Consider the following 21,159-nt stretch of genomic DNA (forward strand, 5'->3'; position numbering starts at 1 on the left):
TAGTTACGAGCTTCCTTGCTGCATAATTGAATACAGAGTGCTATTGAAGATGATATTTTAGATTTTGTTTTTTTGAGGCTTTGATTTCATATTTAGATTTTAATATTTAAAACTTCAAGCTTAGATATCGGAGCTTGATGAGAATGTATAGGCAACCACATACTTACAAGCACACAGCAAAAGGAAAAGGAACGCCAATTAGCGCTCCTTTTCCTTCATAACATACTGTCTACTACAATTACTACATTTCTAACAAACACACCCGAATAATTCCCGGGAAATATTATTTCTTATTCGTTCCCCACAGCTCGACTGTATCCTTGATGAGCTGGCTATAGCTTGCTTCCATCTTTTTCATTTCGTCTGTACTCAGCTCAGAAACCATTTGATCGTAGATGCTGTCGAATTGATCTGGTTTTGCCAGAATTGCTTCTGGGATGCGTTTGCGGACGATATCCTGGGATTTTTGATAGGCTACATTGTAGCTTGGGTCATCTGGGGATGGCAGGTTGTAGGCTGCTCCCCATGCTTTAACCGGGAATTCGTCTTTGGCTGGGAACAGGTCTTTCCATGTCGTTGCCCCGTATGCCTTGAGCGCATCTTTTTCTGGCTGGCTGTAGCTTGCCAGGATTTGCTCAGGGAAGTTAGTTGTATAGTAGTTACCTGTCGAATCCTTCACACTATCTCCATAGTGAACCGAGAAGTTGTACATGCCGATACCGGATTCTTTAGTGAAGTTCGTATTGTCATTGATTTTGCGTTCCTGAACGTCTGCTGGAATGACACGCTTGCCATCCTTCACTTCATAGTGCTTGCCTTCGATCCCCCAGTTGTTCAGCACCTGTGCTTCATCGGAAGCCATCCAGTCCAGGAACTTGATGATGCGAATCGGGTCTTTGGCAGATGTTGTAATACCGATGCCGTAGCCAACTGGTGGGCCGATATCCTGGAAGGAGCGATCCTTCGTCGAATCATCCAGCTGTAATGGATAATGTCCGTATGTGCGCTCTGACATGCCCGATGTTTTCAGCGAATTTTCAGCCTGCTGATAGTCCCAATCCTGATCGATCAGACCCAGCACACGACCGCTGGCGATTTTGGACAGATACTGGTCATTTTTCTGTGTAAAGGTTTCTGGATCCAGCAGACCTTCATTGTACATATGGTTCAACCAGCGGAAATATTCTTTTTCCTCTGGACGCTTGTAGTGCAACTGTGCTTCATACGTTTCCGGATTAATATAGAATTCGCCATCATCCGGTGCGCCTGTCGCAAGGAATGCCGGGTTCGTTACTGTAATCATAATTTTCCAATCATCTGCGTTCAATGTGAGCGGAATCGTTGGTTGTCCATTGATCGTTGGATGCTTCTCTTTGTACTCTTTCAGTACGTTTTCGAAGTCTTTTACCGTTTTAATCTTTGGATAGCCTAGCTCCTTCATCACCTGATGCTGTAATTCGAAGCCGCCACCAGCATCGAATTTCGCTTCGCCTACACCTGCATTCGTTGGAATGACGTAGATAGACGGATCGTCTTTGCTGTATTGGAGACGGGACAGATCGTTACCGTATACTTTTTTGATGTTCGGACCGTATTTGTTGATCAGATCCGTTAGATCGATCAATGCTCCCGCTTCAACCAGCTTGGTGATGGAGCCTTTTGGGAAAATAGTATCTGGATACTCGCCGGAAGCGGTCATCAAGGCGATTTTCTGTGTACCACCGCCGCTCACATCGTACTCGGCATTAATCGTCACATTGGTCGCCTTCGTGATCGCTTGACCTACGTCATCCTTCATATTGTTCCAGGTCGGACTTGCATCCGAGCCGAAGAAGGAAATCGTAATCGGTGTAGATACGTCCGATGTTTCCGTTTGTGTTGGATCACTGCTGCCTCCGCAGGCGGTTGCTGTTGCAAGTGAGACAACCGACAATGGGATCATGATGCGTTTTAACCATTTACCAGCCATTCAAAAGCCCCCTTTGATTTCAGTGGTTGCACTCCATCTCTATATGCTAAGGCGACATAGACGTCACCACATAGCTGTTGATTCGACGATACTTTTTTCAAACCTACTTGGATTAGGATACGGCTCAGCTGAATGCGTCCAACCGATTTATGCTTTGACAGCACCCAGTGTCATCCCACTTACAAAATACTTCTGCAAGAATGGATAGACAATGAGGATCGGCACGGTAACGACGATTGTGATCGCCATCCGAATCGATTCTGGCGAAATGCTTGCCATTTGCTTGGCCATATCATTCGCATTGACCGCACCGCTTTGCTGCGTACTCTGCTGTAGCACCTTCATCAGCTCATACTGCAACGTTGTCCATTGCGGCGAGCTTGCATTGTACAGATACGTATCAAACCAGGCATTCCATTGACCGACCGCCAGGAACAGAGCGATCGTTGCCAGTACGGGCTTACAGAGCGGTAAAATGACACGCCAGTAGATCGTAAAATCATTCGCTCCATCCAACTTCGCTGATTCCTGTAATGCATACGGTAGACCATCGATAAAGGAGCGGATAATGAACACATTGAATGCGCTCACAACACCTGGCAGCACGTACACCCAGAAGCTGTTGATCATGCCGAGATCACGAATCAGCAGGAAGGTTGGCACCAGACCAGCAGTGACATACATCGTCAGCGCCAGAAATACTGAGATAAAGCGACGTGCCTGAAAATCGACCCGGCTCAGCGTGAATGCCAGCATCGATGCACTCAGCAGACCGAGTAGCGTACCCACGATGGTACGAAGAACGGAGATTTGCGCTCCTTGTAGCAGTCCCTGATATTGAAAGATAACGGAATAGTTTTCCAGTGTAAAGGCACGCGGAATAATATGAATGCCACCTCGTACCGTATCAGAGGACTCATTGAGTGAAATCGCCAGTACGTTCAAGAACGGATAAAGCGTAACGATCAGCACCAGCGACATCAGAATCGTATTGCACACATCGAATATTTTATCGCCTCGTGTCGCATTGAAGGCTTTGTTAGCCGCCATACGTGATCTCCCCTTTCGAATGAATCGTTAGTGCAGCAAGCCTGTGCTCACTATGACGAGCGGAGAAGGCTTGCTACACATGTATCTGTAGGCTACATAATACTTTCCTTGGTCGTTTTCTTGAAAATACCATTCGCCGTGAACAGCAGAACAATACTGATCACCGAGTTAAATATACTGATCGCTGTACCATACGAATATCGATTCATCTCCAGCCCGTATTTCAGTGCGTACAGATCAAGCACCTGTGAATAATCAGTCACAAGGTTGTTGCCGAGCAAGAACTGCTTTTCAAAGCCGATACTGACAAGGTGACCGATCGACATAATCAGCAGGACGATAATCGTCGTCCGCATCCCTGGCAGCGTGATATGCCACATTTGCCGGAAGCGTCCTGCACCATCGACCTTGGAGGCTTCATACTGCTCCTGATCGATACCCGTAATGGCTGCCAGATAAATAATCGTATTCCAGCCCATCTCTTTCCACACATCGGAAGCGGTTACAATTCCCCAGAACCATTGCCCCTGTGCCATAAATTGAATCGGTCGATCAATAATATGAAGTGATACGAGCAATTCGTTAATGATCCCGCCGTCTGTCGAAAGGGACTTGGTCACAATCCCTGCCACAACGACCCACGATACAAAGTGAGGGAGGTAAGAAACCGTCTGCACGGTTCTTTTGAATAGAATCCCGCGTACTTCGTTGAGCAAAATCGCAAACACGACCGGGAAAATAAATCCGAAGATCAAGCCGAGAAAGCTCATCGCCAGTGTATTACGCAGTGCCAGGTAAAACTGCTGATCCTGAAACAATGTAATAAACTGGTCCAATCCCACCCATTTCTGCTCAAAGAACGAGCGCGCTGGACGGAACTCCTGAAAAGCCATCAACCAGCCCCATAATGGTACATAGCTGAATATGAATGCCCAGATGACAAACGGAACCGACATGAGATACAGAAACTTTTGCTGCTTAAATACCTTCCAGAAGCCGCCTGTCTTGAGCTGACGGGCGCTGGCGCTCTCTCCACTTTTACGGGAGGAAGCCTGCTTGGTTGTTGAATCCATCGTCTCATCCACCTTCCTATAATCGGCTTCACCCTGACCGGATGACGCTGTATGAACGTGCCACGCATCTGTGTGGATTACATAACCGATTATAAAAGAAAGCGCTTTCTGTTAATACCTGACAAATTATATGTAAAATCATATAAAAATTAGACATCCTTGTCGGAGCGGCTCGAATCACTAAAAATAATGGTGATTCGTTGTCCAATTTTATAGTTGGAGAGGTATTACGGACTATGCAAAACAAAACTTTAGAAGCAAAATGAAAAACCTGCTTTCTATGGCGAAGCAGGGGGAAGGAGTTTATTTAAGAACATAACAATTTAAAAATGAAACTTTACTGCAAGAGTGCTGTTCTACTGTTTTTGAAATGGAGGAGCACCATCCACTTCGGTAAGGAATAAGGGAACGGACTCAGGTGGAGCCGCGGGAATCTTTTGGATTAGCAGTGAATGAAGATTCCCGCCCCTCCAAAGTCGTCCTTTTCCCTTATTTCCTTCCCTGCGTTCTCTGCTTATTGCGAACTGTATGTAAATATATAAGTGCAGCACTGTACAGTTTTCTGTATCGTTCGTATGTACTTTGCTTAAAGCAAAATACCTTACAGCTTTTAAGCACAGGAATCTACAACGTATTCCTATTTTGTAGATTCCCGTGCGAGACTGGAGTCTGTTTCCTTATTCCTTGCTGGAATGATCGATGTCTCAACAACCAAATAACACTCCAGGATAATTTATTTGATTTGTCTTACAAACTCTCTTAGTAGCAATTTACAAACTAGCATACTTTCAATAATTGCACTATAAACTCACTTTTTGCATGTACTTGCTACAACTACACTACAGCACTCTTAGCATACAGCTTCAATGCTGCTGCCCACCCCCCATCTGCTCCCGATACGCGGATGGCGAAATGCCTGTGTACTTTTTGAATTTGCTGTGAAAATAATCGACGTTGGCATAGCCGACCATCGAAGCGACCTTGTGTACTTTCATGCCCTGGGCGAGCAATTCCTTTGCGCGATCCAGGCGAACGCCGTCGAGGAAATGGTTGAAGGATTCGCCTGTGTACGTTTTGAACATTTTGCCGAGATAGGCGCTGTTGTAGTTAAATACCTCGGCGAGCAGCTCTAGCTTCAGGTTGTCACTATAATGACGGCGAATGAAATCGGTCATTTGCTTCATTACGGACTCATGGCTGACGCCGTTGATGGATTGTAAGAGCTCCTCCAAGCCGCGTAGCATTAGATCGATCATACTAGCGGCGGTTGGAGCGGAGTATAGCTCGGGGATGAGCGCCAGACACGCCTGTACGGCTGGGCCAGAGCCGGCTACGCTGCCAGGTAAACGGCTCAGCGCAAGGGATAGAACATGCGACGATAAGCTTTTCGTATCGCGCTCGACCAGACCGGCAAGATGGCAGACGGACATCAGTTCGGACAGGACACGCTCTGCGGCTTCCAGGCTACGGATATCGACCGCATAATACAGCCGATCTGCCCACTCGTTTGCCTGTGGAGCTGGCAGTGGCTCTTGCTCTATCGGTTCCGACTCATCGTGATACCGCTTGTTTGTACTCCAGGCAATACCATTCGTACCAAACCAGAAGCGTTGCTCCAGCAAGTCCAGTGCCTCGGCATAGCTATCGTGAAGGTGCTCCAGCTCATCGACTACCGATCCAGCCGCCGCATACCATAGCTCGGAGGATGCGGAATGATCCAATAGCCGATCCCGTAGCTCGCCCAGCTCTCGTTCTCCATACGGTCGTCCGGTCAGGATGCCAATATAGCTCCCCGCGCGAAAGGCAATATGGCGCTGCTCCATATTCCACCAGCTATGCAGCTGTTCCAGATACGTTCCCCAGCTATCCAGATGATCGACACGGCTAGCATGGTATTCCAGCAGCAGCACCTGATAGGAAGACCAGCCAAGAGATAGCGCCTGCTGTGCGCGCTCCTGCTCTTTGCCAGAGCTACTAAGTAGCATCTGCTCTACCAGCTCATGTGCAGGCACAGGCTGCTGTCGCTGTTCTCCTCTATGCTGCTCCTGCTCCAGTGATTCATGCACACGCAGTAGCTCCTGCTCCATCTCCACCTCATCTACAGGCTTGAGCAAATAGCCGTCTACCCCATAGCCAAGCGCCCGCCTTGCATATTCAAAGTCCGCATGTCCACTCAAAATCAGCACATGCGTCCGGCTATGATTGCGACGAAGCTGCTCAATCACCTCCAGTCCGTTCATTCCCGGCATACGAATGTCCATGATCATCAGGTCTGGCTGAATCCGTTCAAACTTTTGCAATGCTTCGCGACCGTTAGCCGCTGCATCCACAACCTCGAATCCGATCCGATCCCAGTCGATAATCGTTTTTAAGCCTTCTCTTATCGCTGGTTCATCATCTACAATCATAACCTTAAACATAATGCTCCCCCTCTATACTCTATTCATCTGCTTCTATATCTAACGAGAATGCGAGAATTGGTTAGTCAAACGGGATTTTAAATGAAATTTGAGTTCCTGCATTCGGTGCGCTGGAAATATGCAAGCCATATGCTGCGCCATAGGATAGTGTGAGCCGCTGATGCACATTTTTCAGACCGATCCGATCACCCTCCCGATCAGCTTGTAGCGATTCACGTACATATTGCAGACGCTCGGCGCTCATCCCAATTCCGTTATCGATCACATCGATCATCACCTCATGCTCAATCCGAAGGGTACGAATAATAATCAGTCCACCATTTTCCTTCGTCTCCATGCCGTGTACAATCGCATTTTCGACTAACGGCTGAATAATAAGCGGTGGAATGGACGTACCTACGGTCTGCGGATCGATTAACAGCTCATACCCTAGCCGATCTCCAAAGCGAAACTTTTGAATCTCCAGATACGAGCGAATCAGCTCCATCTCGCCCTCAATCGTTGTATGCTTATTGCCAATCTCCAGATTGTTACGAATGAGCTTACCAAGTAATCGAACGATGTAGGCAATCTCCTTTTCGCCGTTCACATGAGCCTTCATTCGAATCGATTCCAGAGCATTAAATAGAAAATGCGGATTCATCTGGCTCGCCAGCATTTTAAAATTAATCTCTCGCTGGCTAATCTCCAGCCGTGTATTTCGCTCATTCGACTCATACACCTGATCCATCAGCTGCCGAATGCTCAGCACCATATCATTAAACCTCCGAGCTAGCTGCCCGATCTCATCCGATCCGCCAATATTAGACGACACCTTCAGGTCACCCGTACCCAGCTTGTTCATCTGTCTGCTTAGATTGGATAGACGGCGTGTAATCAATAACGAGATCATTTGCAAAAAGCCCAGTCCAATGAGTAAAATAGCAACCAGTACACTTGTACCAATCAGGATAATGCGATTGGAATCACGCACAATGCTATTGTTGGAAAAGACGGATATGATCTTGAGCCCGTTTGCACTGCTTTCCGGTATTAGCGTATCGACAACGATGTTGGATAGCTGCCCATTGACCTCATGCTCATAGATTCCCGGTCCTGCCGAAGGATTGATGTCAATATCAATATTCGGATCATCAAGTCGTTTGCCGATCAGTTCCGTATTTTTGGCAGACACGATATTGCCCTTGTCATCCAGAATCATCGTCTCAAATGGTTCAGCGCTAATCAATGAATTCAGATACGATTGGCTTAGTTCAATCACCAGTACACCACTGGTCGTGTAATCGGTAAAATTCACCTTACGCACAAGGCTTAATACCTTGGTTGAGCTGATCGTATCATCCGTGCGATAAAACCAGTTGATAATTCGGCTGTTCATCGCCGCCTGGTACCAGTCACTGCTACGAATATCCGATGTCACACGCATGAATTCCAGATTATCCTGAATCGTATCGTTCGTTGTATAAAATCGAATCGCAGACACCTCAGAATACAGACGCTGATATTCATCAAACTCCTGGTAATTGCGATACGCTTCAACCAGATCGTATACGCGATCATATCTCGTATTCACAACATGGCTGAGACGGGTATCAAACAACAGCTCATTGGAGATATTGGTCGGTACCCGTAGCATGGTGGTCATCTGGTTTTTAATGCGTTCCACATTGTTCGTCGTTTGCTCAATCGCATTGTTCAATGCATCCTGACGCAAATAGTTCACCACGACTCCACCGATCACAAGCACTGGCAGCATGACGACAAAAATGTACGCGATAATGAGCTTGTTTTTAATTTTAATATCGTTAATACGATGGATGAACAACTGCCACATTGGCTTCCCGCTCTCCCTCATCAAGCATGATGATATCAAAGATATTCTTCATAAAACATCAAGGCATGACCTCATTATAAGTAACGACCCTAAAATGTAAAACGCTTACAAACGTGCTTCTGGAAATATACTGTATCATAACATGCTCACAAAGAAAAAGACTGTCTGCAAGCGACAGCCTTCGTTGAAACCCTAAATTTTAAAAAAGTATTAAATTTATCACCCAAAAAGTTTATAAAACTGCAATCCGCAGCCGATATACTAAAATAGCATTAAAGTGGCTTAATATATTCGGTATCCGGCAGACGGAACGGATCTTGCTGATTGATATGATCATAGAACATCACACCGTTCAGATGATCATATTCGTGCTGAAACACAATGGCAGAGAAGCCTTTAAGCTTGAGCTTGAACGGTTCTCCATCCGGCGTATACGCCTGCACGGTTACCTTCTCGTAACGCGGTACATAGCCCTCTATCGGGCGATCTACAGACAGACATCCTTCACCATGCTCCAGATAGGTCATCGCAGCCGAGTGACTCACCAGCTTGGGATTACAGAATACATACTCCACCTGTCGATCTTGATCATCCAAGAAATAGACGACAAACACGCGCTTATCCCAACCGATCTGATTGGCAGACAGCCCAATCCCAGGCCGTAAATCGTATTTTTCAGCTGCTTGCTCATCTTGCGATTGCTTCAAAAACTCCATCATGCGATTGACTTTAGTACGGTCTTCTTCAGACAGCGGAAGGGCTACAGGCTCTGCGACCTGGCGTAATACGGGGTGCCCCTCACGTACAATTTCATCCATAGTTACAAAAGGAAGTGATGATTGATTCAATGTAGCTGATGCCACCTTTTACTTAAAATATTATTTATTTTTTAAAATCATCATGCAAATTGGCAATATTAATAGTTAATTATAAAAAATGTTCAAATTTACGTCAATGACAGCGGTTTTTTGTCTCAATCTGTCGAATTTGCATTGACGTAATACTGGTAACAAATTACTATATTGTTAAGGAAGTTTTAAGAAATGTTTGTGCGAACATCGTAAGACTGTTTTTTTGGATTTTGGTTTCTCACATCCTGGCGATCTACATAATTCAATTATGATAGCCAATCCATTTCCGGTTGCTTTCATTATACCAATAATTAACTAACAGTTTTATTTATTTTGATTGAGGGGGATTTTACAATTGGAAACATCTGGAGAGCTTTTGAAAAGTTACTTGCTGCTGGTAGATCGCATGCCACGAATTATGGAACTGCCGACGCTGATGCGTCAGCTCAAATCGAATACAACTGAAATCTTTATTTTGCATTTTCTGCTGAACAATGGCAGTCAGTATGGTACAGATATCGTGAAAGCAACAGGACTGACGACAAGCGCAGTTACACAAATTTGCGATAAGCTGGAGCAGGAAGAATTGATCGAGCGTACGCGCTCTGATCAGGATCGCCGCTATGTAAGCATCTCGATCACGCGCAAGGGCGGCCGTGCTCTGGATAAAATTTTCGGCATTATGGCAACCAAGCTAGTTGAGAACATTCGTGACTTGAGCGATGATGAGGCAGATGAGTTGCTCCTGCATTTGCGCAGTGTAGAACAGCTCGTGTTAAAACGCCGTCAATTGGCAATGAAGTAACCAGTACGGCTTTCCGTATGCTACAGAATCCACATCACAAAAAGCCTGACAGCTAGGATATGCTGTCAGGCTTTTTGTGTACGGATCATGATCATAGTCGCGCCCTGGTCATTCAGCCAGTCTCGCTAGCTACTGTAGAGCGATCTTACTTAATTTCTGCGAGATATTCGGACACCTGAGCTGGTGTTTTAGCGAATTTACTGTGCAGATGAGCGATTTTCTCGCCGCCACGATATACGAGCAGGCTCGGGATACCGCGTACTTCATTTTGCTCTGCCAGATCCTGAAACTTCTCAGCATCCATAGCGAAAAAGCGTTTTTCTGGATTCTGATCGATAATGTCGCCCATAAAGCGATCCAGTGTTTTGCAATCCGGGCACCAGTTGGTATCGAATTTGATCACTGTGTATTCCTGACCGTCGATCAAGTTGCGATATTGTTCTTCTGTTTCAATGCGTTCCATGTGTAGAATTGCTCCTTTCTATGCTGGCATACCAGCTTACATCAATGTAGTATGATTCCAAACCAATTATCTTACGGCAATCTATCTTAATTTCAAGAAATATCTTTCTTTATTATCCGCTTTTAAAGCACATTTGGCAAGGTAGTTTTAGCTTATTCGGATCATCCATTTGACTCTACTAGTTCAATAAACGGATCGTATTGCGCGCGAATAACCAATCCATCATTTCAGGAAAACGACGGTAAAACGAATCCGCTTCATGGTCTTCCCCTTCACGCCGTACAAAATACAGCTGATCCGGCTGCTGCTGATTCCGTGATAAAATAGCCGCCGCCTCATCGGTTAATGACTGCATCAGCCGTTGACGATTCTGCTTTGCCACACCTTCGAGCGACCCGATATCCATATACACGCGTAAGCCGGGTACCAGCTCTCGCTCTGCCATAAACTCAATAAAGCCCTCATACCAGAGCGAGGCTGACATCGCCCCAATGCGCCCAAACACCTCTGGATATACATAAGCAGCAAATAACGATACCAGACCACCGAGTGACTTACCAATAATCCCTGTGCATTCTGGTCTTGGATCGGTATAAAAGTTACGATCAACCCACGGCTTCACCTGATGGGTTAATGTGTATAGATACTGGCTCGCCCGTCCGCCAAAATGGTCATAGTGGCGACCTGGCTGTAGCTTCTGTGCGGACCAGGGCGTATATTCATGGATGCGATCCTGCGGCGTAATGCCCACCATAATGAGTTCAGGCAACGTACCTGCCGCAAATCGCAGCTCCAGATGATAGATGTTACCATTTAATATAGGATCGAACAGATCGCCGCTATCCTGAACGTACACCACAGGCAATGGATAGCTGGCATGCTCATAGGAAGGCGGCAAATAAATAAGCAGCTCCCGTCCAGCGTGTCTCTCGATCAATAGGGTTCCCTTCATAACGACTCTCCTTCTTCCAGCAGCATCATTTGCAGTTGCGGTGTATAGATGAGTTAGAGATAGTTCGGTGATAGGTATGCAATGGTTGTACTTGGTAGTATAGCAAATCCTGTGGCAGATGTCGTGTAGGCGCTTTCCTCTAATTTGAAGATGTTGAGGATAGAGAGGTACATCACGGCGGGAAGGAATAATTAAACCATGGAGAATTAGAAATACCTTATACGATGTTGGTCTGCAAGATCTGTATAAACTTTACAGCATTAAAATACCTACATTATCAGATTCCGTCCTACATGCTCCAAATGATGCATTTTGAGAATGATCCTTACAAAACAAGCGGATACATCGATGAATAGATACCGATGTATCCGCTTGTTGGAGTTGAATGTATTCTTTTATTCGTTATATTTCAATACGCTCACAGCTTGTTGGACAGCATCTACTCGATCAAATGCTCAGTACGAGTGCTGCCAGCAAGCCCATCGAAGCGATCAGACCGACGATTGGGCCGCCTTCCTCATAGGCTTCTGGTGCCATGGTGGAGCATAGCATAGCGATGATGCCGCCGCCAGCGAAGGCGCCAATGCCTGCTTTAAGTTCCTTGGGTAGCATTTCCAGAAACAGATAACCGAGCATGGATGCTAGAGCGGAGATCGTTAGAACAGCGAGCCACATCCAAAATATTTTACGGCGGGAGAATCCACTTTGCTGCATACCTACCGTACTGGACAAGCCTTCTGGAATATTACTAACAAAAATCGATACCACCAGAACGGCACTTACACCCTGTCCGGTGAGCAGGCTAGCACCGATCATAATCGATTCCGGGATGGCATCCATAACCGTACCGGCGAAGATGCCGAGTCCGCTCTGGCTTTTGCCGTCTTTGCCCTGCTTGTTTGCTTTGGAGTCTTGTGTGCTGGCTTGTTGATCCTTTTGCTGTGCAGTTCCCTCCTTGCTGGTCGGGGAAATTTCCTGCTTGATCACATACGAGCGCTTGCGGTTCGCACCGCCCTTGCTGGATACGTATAGATCAAAGATCGTATACACGACCGCACCGACTAAAAATCCAATCGCAGTCGCTGCCAGACCGCCATCCTCGATAGCGTCCTCTAATAGCTCAAACGATGCAGCACCGATTAGCGTCCCCGTACCAAATGCCATAATCCAGCCGATAATCTTTTTCGGGATTTTAAAAAAAGCGGCTACGACCGCACCCAGCAAAACCGCTGAGCCTGCAATCGCGCCCCACATCAGTGCACCCCACATCTCCGTCGCCTCCCGCCTACTATTCACTCTGTTCACTTATTAACCATATTGACGGAGTGTGTCATGCTTTTTATGTCATTTTCTTCGTATGGGTGATGTGGGAGATGTATATTTTTTAGTAAGGTTCGTATAACAGGTGGATAAAGATATTTGGGTTGGGTTGGGCTTAGTTCGAACTTAGAATGGACGTATATCTAATTTTGATTTTATGCAAATCGATGCTATATCCAGCTGCATTCTGCCACACGATATTATGCCTACATTTCTTGTCTTCATTCGCATTCACTCTTTTTACACAAAATAAAAAGGAGCGGCTCTCTACTTTAATAGAGAGCAGTTCCTTTGGCAGAGAGTAGTTCCTTTAGCTGGCACCAGCTTCTTTCAGAACCTCCGGAGAAGCTGCTGCCTTTGCAAACTTCATTTATAGGTAAACTGTCGTTGATCACGCCAGGTGCAGCTATGCTTTTGCGTATTCCTGTTCACTTATCGATGCTGTGTATACGTATTTGCTGGGCGCAGCGAGCGAATGAGCGATACTTCCTGCTCCGTCAGTGGAGGGAGATTGCCAGCTTCGACGTTATGACGTAGCTGCTCGGATGAGCTTGCTCCCGGAATCACTGCTCCCGTCGCTGGGTGTGCAAGTGAATACCGGATGGCGAGCTGGGTCAGGCTACGCTTCTCATCACAAAGCTGCTCCAGATGATGGCGTAGCTTCACAATCTCCTCGCCTTCTATACCTAGATAGCCCTTTTGCGCCTTATCTTCACGTCCATGTGCCAGTGCTCCGCTTGCAACAGGGCCACGTACAATCGCGCTAATGCCGTGCTCTGCCAGCAGGGGTAATACTTCTTCCTCAGGACGGCGATCCAGTATGCTGTACTGGCTCATCAGGCTCACTATATGCGAGCGTTTCACATATTCACGAATGACATTTGGGCGAATCGACGAAATGCCATACTGACGAATGACACCTTCACGCTTCAATTGTTCAAATGCCTCAATCGTTTCATCGATCGGATCGTCCAGTGTACCGCCATGAAGCTGGTACAGATCGATATAATCGGTTTGCAGACGACGCAGACTGTCCTTCACCGCTTCCATAATGTACGCTTTGGAGGCATCCCACACCCAGCCATCCTTACCCGGAATACGGCGATTCCCCACCTTGGTTGCGAGTACAACATCGCTACGACGACCCTTGATCGCTTTACCGACGATCTCCTCATTACGGCCTTCATCGTACAGATCGGCGGTATCCAGTAAGGTGACGCCCATATCGATCGCTTCATGCAATAGCGAGATCGCCTTCTGTTCATCCGTACCGAGTGACATACAGCCCAGACCAATCTCGCCTACGACCAGATCGGATGCGCCCAGTTTATTTTGTCTCATATGATATGCCCCTTTCTTATTTTGGCTTGCTATGTGTGCATTGCATCGTTCCTATGCTCTACTAGCATATGGATGCGATCGTTCTCGTTGCTATCGAGCTACCTTCATGATGAAGGCGCAATAATATGTTTTACCCGCCCTACGTGTCCAGATACCAGCCGTACCTTAATTCCGTGTGGATGGTTTGGAGAATTGGTCAAAATATCCTTTACCACACCACGGGTTAGTTTACCAGAACGTTGATCCTGCTTGAGTACAATATCCACTTCCAGACCGGCACGGATATTTGCTCGTGTTTGTCCATTCATTTGTTCGCTTCCTCTCATGACCCTGTAGCGTGACATATGAAGATTTCAATACGATAATCATCCATGCTCGCGACAGGGTTATTTTCACTTCTTTTTTATATAATTACACCTATGATCACACTGAATAATAGCAAAAAAAGAGCACCGGCGTTTTGGCAGCAACTGCCACCCTGTTCACACCGGTGCTCCCTTCAACGGATCATCCGTAATGCTATAGCGCTTCGCTTACTTGTACTTCTTCCAATCCTGCTTGCTATTCTCCAGCAAATAGCCAAAATCATTATCACGGCGCTTCTGCTCCGCACGGCGTTCTTCCTCTACCTTGAGACGCTGTTGCTCCTGACGCTCATGCTCCTGCTCACGCAGCTCCGTTGCCTGTGCTTTCAGCTTATCCAGCACATCCGCGCTCAGCATATCCTTGAGCGTTGCTGGCTTGTCCTGTGCTGGCGCTGCTGGACGTGCAGATGCTTTATTCTTTTTCGCCATATTGTTCACCCCGCTGGTTCATATCATACGCGATATCAGCCTGTTTTTACGGGCTCATATCGTTATATCGCTTCCCTCTATTATACCATAATGAGCCTGTTATCCTCCATGCTCAATCATCGTTACGCTAACGCCTGTAGAGCGAATAGCTGTATGTCGAACCAGCATCATAACCGAAAATAAGTTCTCTGTTGCTCCTGATATACCTATAGATCATACAGATATAAGAGAGGCTCGCCCTATCCTCTAACTATGCTCATGTAACTATGATAATGCTGTACTATTTTCGCTCATCCATATCGATCGTATCGTCCTCTATATACGGCTGAACCTCAATCGCACGAATATGCTGCTGCTCCATCCGCGTCACGGTAAAAGCAAATCCATCCTCGACAACCGAATCGCCTTCACGTACGTTGAATTTGCGCGACCAGATCCAGCCGCCAATCGTATACGCTTCGCCAGCTTCAATGTCTGTACCGAGACGACGATTAACCTCATGAATGAGCGCCTGCGGCTGAAGCTGGTAATGCTTATCGCCCAGCTTCGTAATCGTCGGTGTTGGCGGCGGCTCACTGTCTGATTTGGATGGAATATCGCCTACAATTTCCTCCAGTACATCCTCCAGCGTTACGATCCCCGCTGTACCGCCATATTCGTCCAGCAGCACCGCCATATGAATATTATCCTTTTGCATTCGTCCTAACAGCTCGCGTGCAGGCACCGTTTCGATCAATTGCAGTACCGGACGGATAAATGGCGCGATCGGCTCTTCAGGTGAATGCTGCGCTTGTACCACATCACGTAGCACCTCCTTCACATTGAGCAAGCCGATAATTTTGTCTTTGTCGCCTTCCAATGCCACAGGTAACAGGCTAAATGGCTCTTCCTTCACAATCTCATAAAAGCGCGCCAGTGTCGCATCCTGTGCAATATAGATCATTTCCGTGCGCGGTACCATAATCTCACTGCCGACCAGCTCATCAAAATCAAACACATTGTTCAAATATCGATACTCCGTCGGTGTAATGCTACCGCTCTTATACCCCTCAGACAGGGCAAAACGAAGCTCAGCCTCACTCTGTGCCGCCTCATGCTCTGAGATCGGCTTCACCCCGAACAGCCCGGTAATCAGGCGCGAGGAACGACTCAGCACCCAGTTAAATGGATACGTGATCCGGTAAAATACGATCATCGGACGTGCAAAAAATAACGCCATCGGCTCCGCAACCTGAATCGCAAATGACTTCGGCACCAGCTCACCGATTACTACTTCAAAATACGTCAGCAGCAGGAATGCCAGAATAAACGATAGGATCGACGTGATCGCTTCTGGAATATGCAGCAGCACAAACAGCGGATGCAACAGCTCCTCAATCGTAGATTCTCCTAACCAACCAAGTGCCAGTGAGGTGAGTGTCGTTCCGAGCTGGCATGCGGACAGAAATTCATCCAGCTTGCTAATGATCGACTGTACCGCACGAGCATTTTTATTGCCTTCCTCTGCCAATTGATTAATACGCGATACACGCACACGAATAATCGAATATTCTGATGCCACAAAAAAGGCAGTCAATAAAATGAGTAAAATGACGAGAATGACGTTAATCGTCTCCATTCGTATAATCGCTCCCTTCGCAATGCTTGCTATATGTATCCTTTTACTCAATGTATTCTAGTATATACCCTTATTCATCCTTTTTCTTATCTTTTTGCTTGTTGCGACATCTACTCATCCTTCAACCATAAGCTCAGACCGTCTCCCATCCCATCAAACCATAACAAATTCAAACCATAACAAAAAGCCTGCTCTACAAGTAGAACAGGCACGGGTAGGTTGGTGATATAAGACTTTATAATACAGGATGTATACGCTCCTGGTATCTATTAACTACAGATGTACGACTAACTACAAATGTACGGCGACCGATCCACCTCTATCAGGCATCCGATCATTCAAAATCCAATATCTAATATCTAATATCGTTTATCCTTCACTGTACCTCTTGATCTACATCCGTACAGCTTAATCGATGTTGAAGCAAGGTACGCCTACCACTCCTGCTTGCGTGCAAACATCAGCCATGCCCCACCTAGCAGCAGCGCAACGGCTACAAGCGGCTGCACAAATACAAAGCGCGACAGCACCGAATCAATCGAAAATACCGCAAAAAATAGCAAGGACAGCACGGTTAGCAAATTAATCGGAATGAGCAGCCATTTATTCCGCGATCCAAACCAGTAGAATTCAAATAACCCAACCGCCACTGCCAAAATAAAGCCCGGCCACATTACACTCCACAGACCGAACATTTGTGCAATCTGGCTTACTAATCCGCTCACGATTAAAATTCCGCCCGGAATCAGCATTCCAATCCCTTTTCTACCGACGAGTGAAAAGGTCAGCCAGTGCAAAAACAATCCCAGCGGAATGACAAACAGGGTCGGCCAGAACACAGCAAAAATCTCACCCGCATTCCCTGAGCCGCCCGGATTCAAAAATAAATACACACCCAGCAACAGCAAAACAGGTGCCAGAATCGCCCTTCTAATCATGCGTAATTCCTCCTCTAGTTATGATGCCCTTTTACTATGTAGCTTGCGTATACAAATGAAGCGTTGCCGATTCATGATGTTCACTAGCCCTCATTGTACCACAGTGTCTACCGAGCGACTTCAGCCCCCGGGTAATGCGTCAACCTAGACTTTAGTCGGGGAAGCCAAAAAGCCCTCCAGCTACTCTGACGAGCAGCTTGAAGGGCGATATAGAAGATATAGAATACGTGATTGCAGCAACCGACACCTATTCACTTTCATCAATAAACAGACACGTATTCATCTACAATAAATACAGACACGAATGCCAATCATCCATCATCCAGTCATCCGTAAAGATATGAAGGATGCGTATAGGTGCTACTACGCAACTACGTATAGATACTGCTTGCACCGTCTACGAGACGCTTGAGGCTGCGATACAAGAGGTGATGAATTAAACTGCAAATTCACTGCTTGCTTCAGCATCGGAAGGAACAACAGCATCATGTAATTGTGCTTCCAGCTCATCCGTATAATGACGTTTTTGCTCTGGTGTCCAATCCAGACGTTTAGCCATATACTCGATCACCGGCTGCTTCCATTGCTGTACCCATGCGATATTGAAGAACAGCGCACCGGTACGACGAATGAAGAAGTCGACTGGCTTCACGGTCATTTCCTCTGTCATGGCATAAGCGATACGCACACGCACATCGACAGGTAGATTCAGCTCAGCAGCGAACTCATCTTTCTGATTCACCAGTGCGAACAGCTTGCTCACATTGGAGCCATAGAAGCTTGCCAGATACTCCCCTTGCTCACGTGTCAGTCCAACATTGGCACCTGCATCGGCATGCTGACGAATGAACGCAGGCAGACCTTTCGAGCCACCGACATTACCGCCGGAGATTGCCATATGCTTTGTTTGGCAAGGCTTGAACGTTTTGCCAGTTTCCTTGCTCAGCAGTGTACTTGCTAGATCCACAACCATCTCTGCCATTTTACGATAACCGGTCAGCTTACCACCAGCGATCGTGATCAGACCGCTATCGGACTGCCAGATTTCATCCTTACGGGAAATTTCAGACGGCGATTTGCCATCCTCGTGAATGAGTGGACGTACACCCGCCCAACTGGATTCCACATCATCTACAGTAACATGCACGGTTGGGAACATATAGTTAATCGCATCGATCACATATTGACGATCCTCGGTCGTCATACGTGGATGAATCGGATCCGCTTTGTAGACCGTATCGGTTGTTCCGACATAGGTTTTTCCATCGCGTGGAATAGCGAATACCATCCGGCCATCCGGTGTATCAAAGTAAACCGCTTGCTCCAATGGGAAGCGCGCATGATCGATAACAAGGTGAATCCCTTTGGTCATTTGCAGCGTTTTACCTTTTTTGGAATTATCGATCTTACGCAGTGTATCTACCCATGGGCCTGCTGCGTTAATAACCTTGTGAGCCATAATCTGATATTCCTTGCCGCTGATCGTGTCTTTTACCTTCACACCCTTGAGTGTACCATTCTCATAAACGAAATCGACCGCTTTGGCATAGTTTACAGCATGAGCACCGCGCTCTACCGCTTCCTTGATCACCTCGATCGTCAGACGTGCATCATCGGTACGGTATTCTACATAGTAACCGCCGCCCTTCAAGCCATCCTGCTTGATCAGTGGTTCCTTTTGCAACGTTTCCTGAGAACTGAGCATTTTACGGCGTTCACTGCTTTTTACACCTGCGAGGAAGTCATATACACGCAGACCGATCGATGTGCTGAAGCTACCAAATGTACCGCCCTGGTGGAACGGCAACAGCATCCATTCTGGTGTAGTAACGTGTGGGCCATTTTCGTATACGATCGCACGCTCTTTCCCTACCTCTGCCACCATCTTCACTTCAAATTGCTTCAAATAACGCAGACCGCCGTGTACGAGCTTGGTCGAACGACTCGATGTACCTGCGGCAAAGTCCTGCATCTCGATCAGACCTACACTCATACCGCGTGTGACCGCATCCAATGCGATACCTGAACCTGTAATCCCACCGCCAATGACCAGAACATCCAGCGTTTGACTACTCATCTTTTGCAATTCTTCTGTTCTTTTGTGTGCCGAAAAGATCGTCATTTGTATTGCCTCCTATATATTAATGAGATGGGGAATGGTGCAGCCGTACATCACACCATTTCATTTGAATATTTTTCCAGATGAAACCGTAAAAAAGAGACCACGAACAGTACACTGAATCGGCAAAAGCCGTGTGTATGCGTGGTCTCTCAAAGTCTCATGACGAATTTATTAACTTGTTAACGTTATTATAGCATATTCATGTGAGGGTAGCAAAGAAATCGTTCAAATTTTATAAAGATTTTGAATCGACTGATCGTTACGCTCATCTGTTGAATGATTGCTCACGTAAACGAATGACGCTTGAGTAGCGGAAGATTGTAGGATTTTAGTTTTAGTTTAGGACTTATATGAGCTGCTCTATGCTTGTTAGATCATCTGAGGTTGTCAGATAAGAATGAGATATTCTATGCTTGCGTTCATTCACTTATGAAGCTGAACCCGTCAAGCTTTTCACGATAAAATCAAGCTGTGCATCCATTGAGATCGGATCGTTGAAGTAATACGCGACCGGATCGATATTGAACACATGCTTTTCTTTAACCGCAGGCAGGTTTTTCCACAAACTGCTATTGTAGAGTGCCAGCCCGCTCGTATCGCCATCGCCACCCCATGGAGCGGTGAAGATATAATCACCTGCAAAGTCCGGTACATTTTCCAGTGAGATATCGACATAACCCGGGCCATTATCGATCGCTTCTTTTTGCGTGGTTGGTGTGCCTTTTAGACCTAGCTCCTGGTAAATGATCTCGCCGCCACGTCCGTAGCTATCCCCCATAATGTAGACGCCTTTGGCATAGGGCTGAATGATCGAGATCGTTTTGTCGCCTACTGCTGCCTGTACCTTTGGCTTGGCTTCAGCGATTTTGCTTTCCCATGCGGACGCAAGCTCTTTCGCTTTGTCTTCTGTGCCTGTCATTTTACCGAATTCCTGTAGCTGCTCTTTGTAGTTGTATTGACCGTATTTGATCGCTACAGTTGGAGCGACCTTTTCATAGTTAGCAAGATTCGCATCGCCATCCCATACGACGATCAGGTCTGGATTCAGTGCTAACACTTCCTCTACCTTTGGCGTCTCTCCTAGATTCGTAACGCCATCGGTTGTACCCTTTAGCATACTGCTAGCGAATACATGATCGACTGTCGCGATTGGCTTCAAGCCCAGTGCCACAAAATAACCATAATAGCTATCTGCCAGCACCACGATGCGTTTTGGATGATTCGGTACTTCGACTTCGCCGTTCGCTGCTTTATATTTGATCGTGGTCGGCTGTGCTTCTGTCGACGTTGCCGCTTCATTGCCACCTGCTGGCGCGGTCGAAGCATTGCCTGATTGTGAACCTGTCTGTGCCTGTCCACATGCTGCCAGTACAACGACCAGTAGCATGGTCATCAGAATCATGCTGTAATTGCGAAAAGTATGCATATCGTAAAAACCGCCTTTTCCTCTAATTGTTTGATTGATAAAGATTATCATTTTCAATAGGGATTATCGTAGCATATTATGCTCTGTATTTCACTATGTAATTTCAGGAAAATATCCGATTACATCGCATAGCTAGGGGATTGTCGGTAAGGTGTCACTAAAGTATGGCTAGGATGAGGGAGA

General features: G+C 46.5%; 17 protein-coding genes. 1 reads left to right on the forward strand and 16 read right to left on the reverse strand.

The genetic code is table 11. From position 1 onward, the window contains the following. Window positions 1–283: 283 nt before the first annotated feature. The 6 genes from IEX62_RS19400 to def form a co-directional block, all read right to left on the reverse strand. Window positions 284–1,969: an ABC transporter substrate-binding protein gene (locus IEX62_RS19400; protein WP_188777383.1), complete on the reverse strand. Its 1,686-nt coding sequence runs from the start codon at window positions 1,967–1,969 to the stop codon at window positions 284–286. A 147-nt stretch (window positions 1,970–2,116) separates the two neighbouring features. Further along, complete coding sequence (locus IEX62_RS19405; RefSeq protein ID WP_188777384.1) at window positions 2,117–3,019, reverse strand: carbohydrate ABC transporter permease; 903 nt, start codon at window positions 3,017–3,019, stop codon at window positions 2,117–2,119. A gap of 92 nt (window positions 3,020–3,111) precedes the next feature. After that, window positions 3,112–4,092 (reverse strand): ABC transporter permease, encoded by a 981-nt coding sequence (locus IEX62_RS19410; RefSeq protein WP_188777385.1) that lies wholly within the window; start codon window positions 4,090–4,092, stop codon window positions 3,112–3,114. Between the two features lie 863 nt (window positions 4,093–4,955). After that, a complete protein-coding gene (locus IEX62_RS19415; protein WP_188777386.1) occupies window positions 4,956–6,512 on the reverse strand; it encodes a response regulator transcription factor in 1,557 nt (518 codons plus the stop codon). Between the two features lie 61 nt (window positions 6,513–6,573). Beyond that, on the reverse strand, window positions 6,574–8,346 hold the full coding sequence (locus IEX62_RS19420) for a sensor histidine kinase (RefSeq protein ID WP_188777387.1): 1,773 nt from the start codon (window positions 8,344–8,346) through the stop codon (window positions 6,574–6,576). A gap of 272 nt (window positions 8,347–8,618) precedes the next feature. Then, window positions 8,619–9,194: a peptide deformylase gene (gene def / locus IEX62_RS19425; protein WP_373289163.1), complete on the reverse strand. Its 576-nt coding sequence runs from the start codon at window positions 9,192–9,194 to the stop codon at window positions 8,619–8,621. Between the two features lie 358 nt (window positions 9,195–9,552). Between def and IEX62_RS19430 the strand changes: the two genes are divergently transcribed. After that, on the forward strand, window positions 9,553–10,002 hold the full coding sequence (locus tag IEX62_RS19430; RefSeq protein ID WP_188777388.1) for a MarR family winged helix-turn-helix transcriptional regulator: 450 nt from the start codon (window positions 9,553–9,555) through the stop codon (window positions 10,000–10,002). 145 nt (window positions 10,003–10,147) lie between these two features. Here IEX62_RS19430 and IEX62_RS19435 read toward each other — a convergent pair whose 3' ends face one another. From IEX62_RS19435 to IEX62_RS19480, 10 genes are all read right to left on the reverse strand, one after another. Next, window positions 10,148–10,465 carry a thioredoxin family protein gene (locus IEX62_RS19435; protein ID WP_188777389.1) on the reverse strand — a complete coding sequence of 106 codons (318 nt, stop codon included), beginning with the start codon at window positions 10,463–10,465 and terminating at the stop codon, window positions 10,148–10,150. Window positions 10,466–10,643: 178 nt separating this feature from the next. Beyond that, entirely contained in the window at window positions 10,644–11,417 is a 774-nt protein-coding gene (locus tag IEX62_RS19440; protein WP_188777390.1) for an alpha/beta hydrolase, read from the reverse strand. A gap of 447 nt (window positions 11,418–11,864) precedes the next feature. Beyond that, a complete protein-coding gene (locus IEX62_RS19445; RefSeq protein WP_188777391.1) occupies window positions 11,865–12,686 on the reverse strand; it encodes a ZIP family metal transporter in 822 nt (273 codons plus the stop codon). Window positions 12,687–13,169: 483 nt separating this feature from the next. Continuing rightward, the gene (locus IEX62_RS19450; RefSeq protein ID WP_188777392.1) at window positions 13,170–14,078 is read right to left on the reverse strand and encodes an aldo/keto reductase; all 909 of its coding nucleotides are present in this window, start codon (window positions 14,076–14,078) and stop codon (window positions 13,170–13,172) included. A 104-nt stretch (window positions 14,079–14,182) separates the two neighbouring features. After that, complete coding sequence (locus IEX62_RS19455; RefSeq protein WP_188777393.1) at window positions 14,183–14,386, reverse strand: YwbE family protein; 204 nt, start codon at window positions 14,384–14,386, stop codon at window positions 14,183–14,185. A gap of 225 nt (window positions 14,387–14,611) precedes the next feature. Further along, window positions 14,612–14,872 carry a YqkE family protein gene (locus tag IEX62_RS19460; protein ID WP_188777394.1) on the reverse strand — a complete coding sequence of 87 codons (261 nt, stop codon included), beginning with the start codon at window positions 14,870–14,872 and terminating at the stop codon, window positions 14,612–14,614. A 280-nt stretch (window positions 14,873–15,152) separates the two neighbouring features. Next, window positions 15,153–16,490 carry a hemolysin family protein gene (locus IEX62_RS19465; protein ID WP_188777395.1) on the reverse strand — a complete coding sequence of 446 codons (1,338 nt, stop codon included), beginning with the start codon at window positions 16,488–16,490 and terminating at the stop codon, window positions 15,153–15,155. A gap of 434 nt (window positions 16,491–16,924) precedes the next feature. Further along, window positions 16,925–17,428 (reverse strand): hypothetical protein, encoded by a 504-nt coding sequence (locus tag IEX62_RS19470; RefSeq protein WP_188777396.1) that lies wholly within the window; start codon window positions 17,426–17,428, stop codon window positions 16,925–16,927. A gap of 436 nt (window positions 17,429–17,864) precedes the next feature. Beyond that, complete coding sequence (locus IEX62_RS19475) at window positions 17,865–19,550, reverse strand: glycerol-3-phosphate dehydrogenase/oxidase (RefSeq protein ID WP_188777397.1); 1,686 nt, start codon at window positions 19,548–19,550, stop codon at window positions 17,865–17,867. Between the two features lie 427 nt (window positions 19,551–19,977). Continuing rightward, on the reverse strand, window positions 19,978–20,976 hold the full coding sequence (locus IEX62_RS19480) for an iron-hydroxamate ABC transporter substrate-binding protein (RefSeq protein WP_188777398.1): 999 nt from the start codon (window positions 20,974–20,976) through the stop codon (window positions 19,978–19,980). Window positions 20,977–21,159: the final 183 nt, after the last annotated feature.

Source organism: Paenibacillus hunanensis, from assembly GCF_014645615.1.
Lineage (GTDB): Bacteria > Bacillota > Bacilli > Paenibacillales > Paenibacillaceae > Saccharibacillus > Saccharibacillus hunanensis.

Coding starts and splice junctions, on each gene's coding strand:
- IEX62_RS19435 (WP_188777389.1), bottom strand. CDS start 10,465: ATGGAACGCATTGAAACAGAAGAACAATATCGCAACTTGATCGACGGT.
- IEX62_RS19400 (WP_188777383.1), bottom strand. CDS start 1,969: ATGGCTGGTAAATGGTTAAAACGCATCATGATCCCATTGTCGGTTGTC.
- IEX62_RS19410 (WP_188777385.1), bottom strand. CDS start 4,092: ATGGATTCAACAACCAAGCAGGCTTCCTCCCGTAAAAGTGGAGAGAGC.
- IEX62_RS19440 (WP_188777390.1), bottom strand. CDS start 11,417: ATGAAGGGAACCCTATTGATCGAGAGACACGCTGGACGGGAGCTGCTT.
- IEX62_RS19445 (WP_188777391.1), bottom strand. CDS start 12,686: ATGTGGGGTGCACTGATGTGGGGCGCGATTGCAGGCTCAGCGGTTTTG.
- IEX62_RS19465 (WP_188777395.1), bottom strand. CDS start 16,490: ATGGAGACGATTAACGTCATTCTCGTCATTTTACTCATTTTATTGACT.
- IEX62_RS19405 (WP_188777384.1), bottom strand. CDS start 3,019: ATGGCGGCTAACAAAGCCTTCAATGCGACACGAGGCGATAAAATATTC.
- IEX62_RS19450 (WP_188777392.1), bottom strand. CDS start 14,078: ATGAGACAAAATAAACTGGGCGCATCCGATCTGGTCGTAGGCGAGATT.
- IEX62_RS19460 (WP_188777394.1), bottom strand. CDS start 14,872: ATGGCGAAAAAGAATAAAGCATCTGCACGTCCAGCAGCGCCAGCACAG.
- IEX62_RS19420 (WP_188777387.1), bottom strand. CDS start 8,346: ATGTGGCAGTTGTTCATCCATCGTATTAACGATATTAAAATTAAAAAC.
- IEX62_RS19480 (WP_188777398.1), bottom strand. CDS start 20,976: ATGCATACTTTTCGCAATTACAGCATGATTCTGATGACCATGCTACTG.
- IEX62_RS19455 (WP_188777393.1), bottom strand. CDS start 14,386: ATGAATGGACAAACACGAGCAAATATCCGTGCCGGTCTGGAAGTGGAT.
- IEX62_RS19475 (WP_188777397.1), bottom strand. CDS start 19,550: ATGACGATCTTTTCGGCACACAAAAGAACAGAAGAATTGCAAAAGATG.
- IEX62_RS19415 (WP_188777386.1), bottom strand. CDS start 6,512: ATGTTTAAGGTTATGATTGTAGATGATGAACCAGCGATAAGAGAAGGC.
- IEX62_RS19470 (WP_188777396.1), bottom strand. CDS start 17,428: ATGATTAGAAGGGCGATTCTGGCACCTGTTTTGCTGTTGCTGGGTGTG.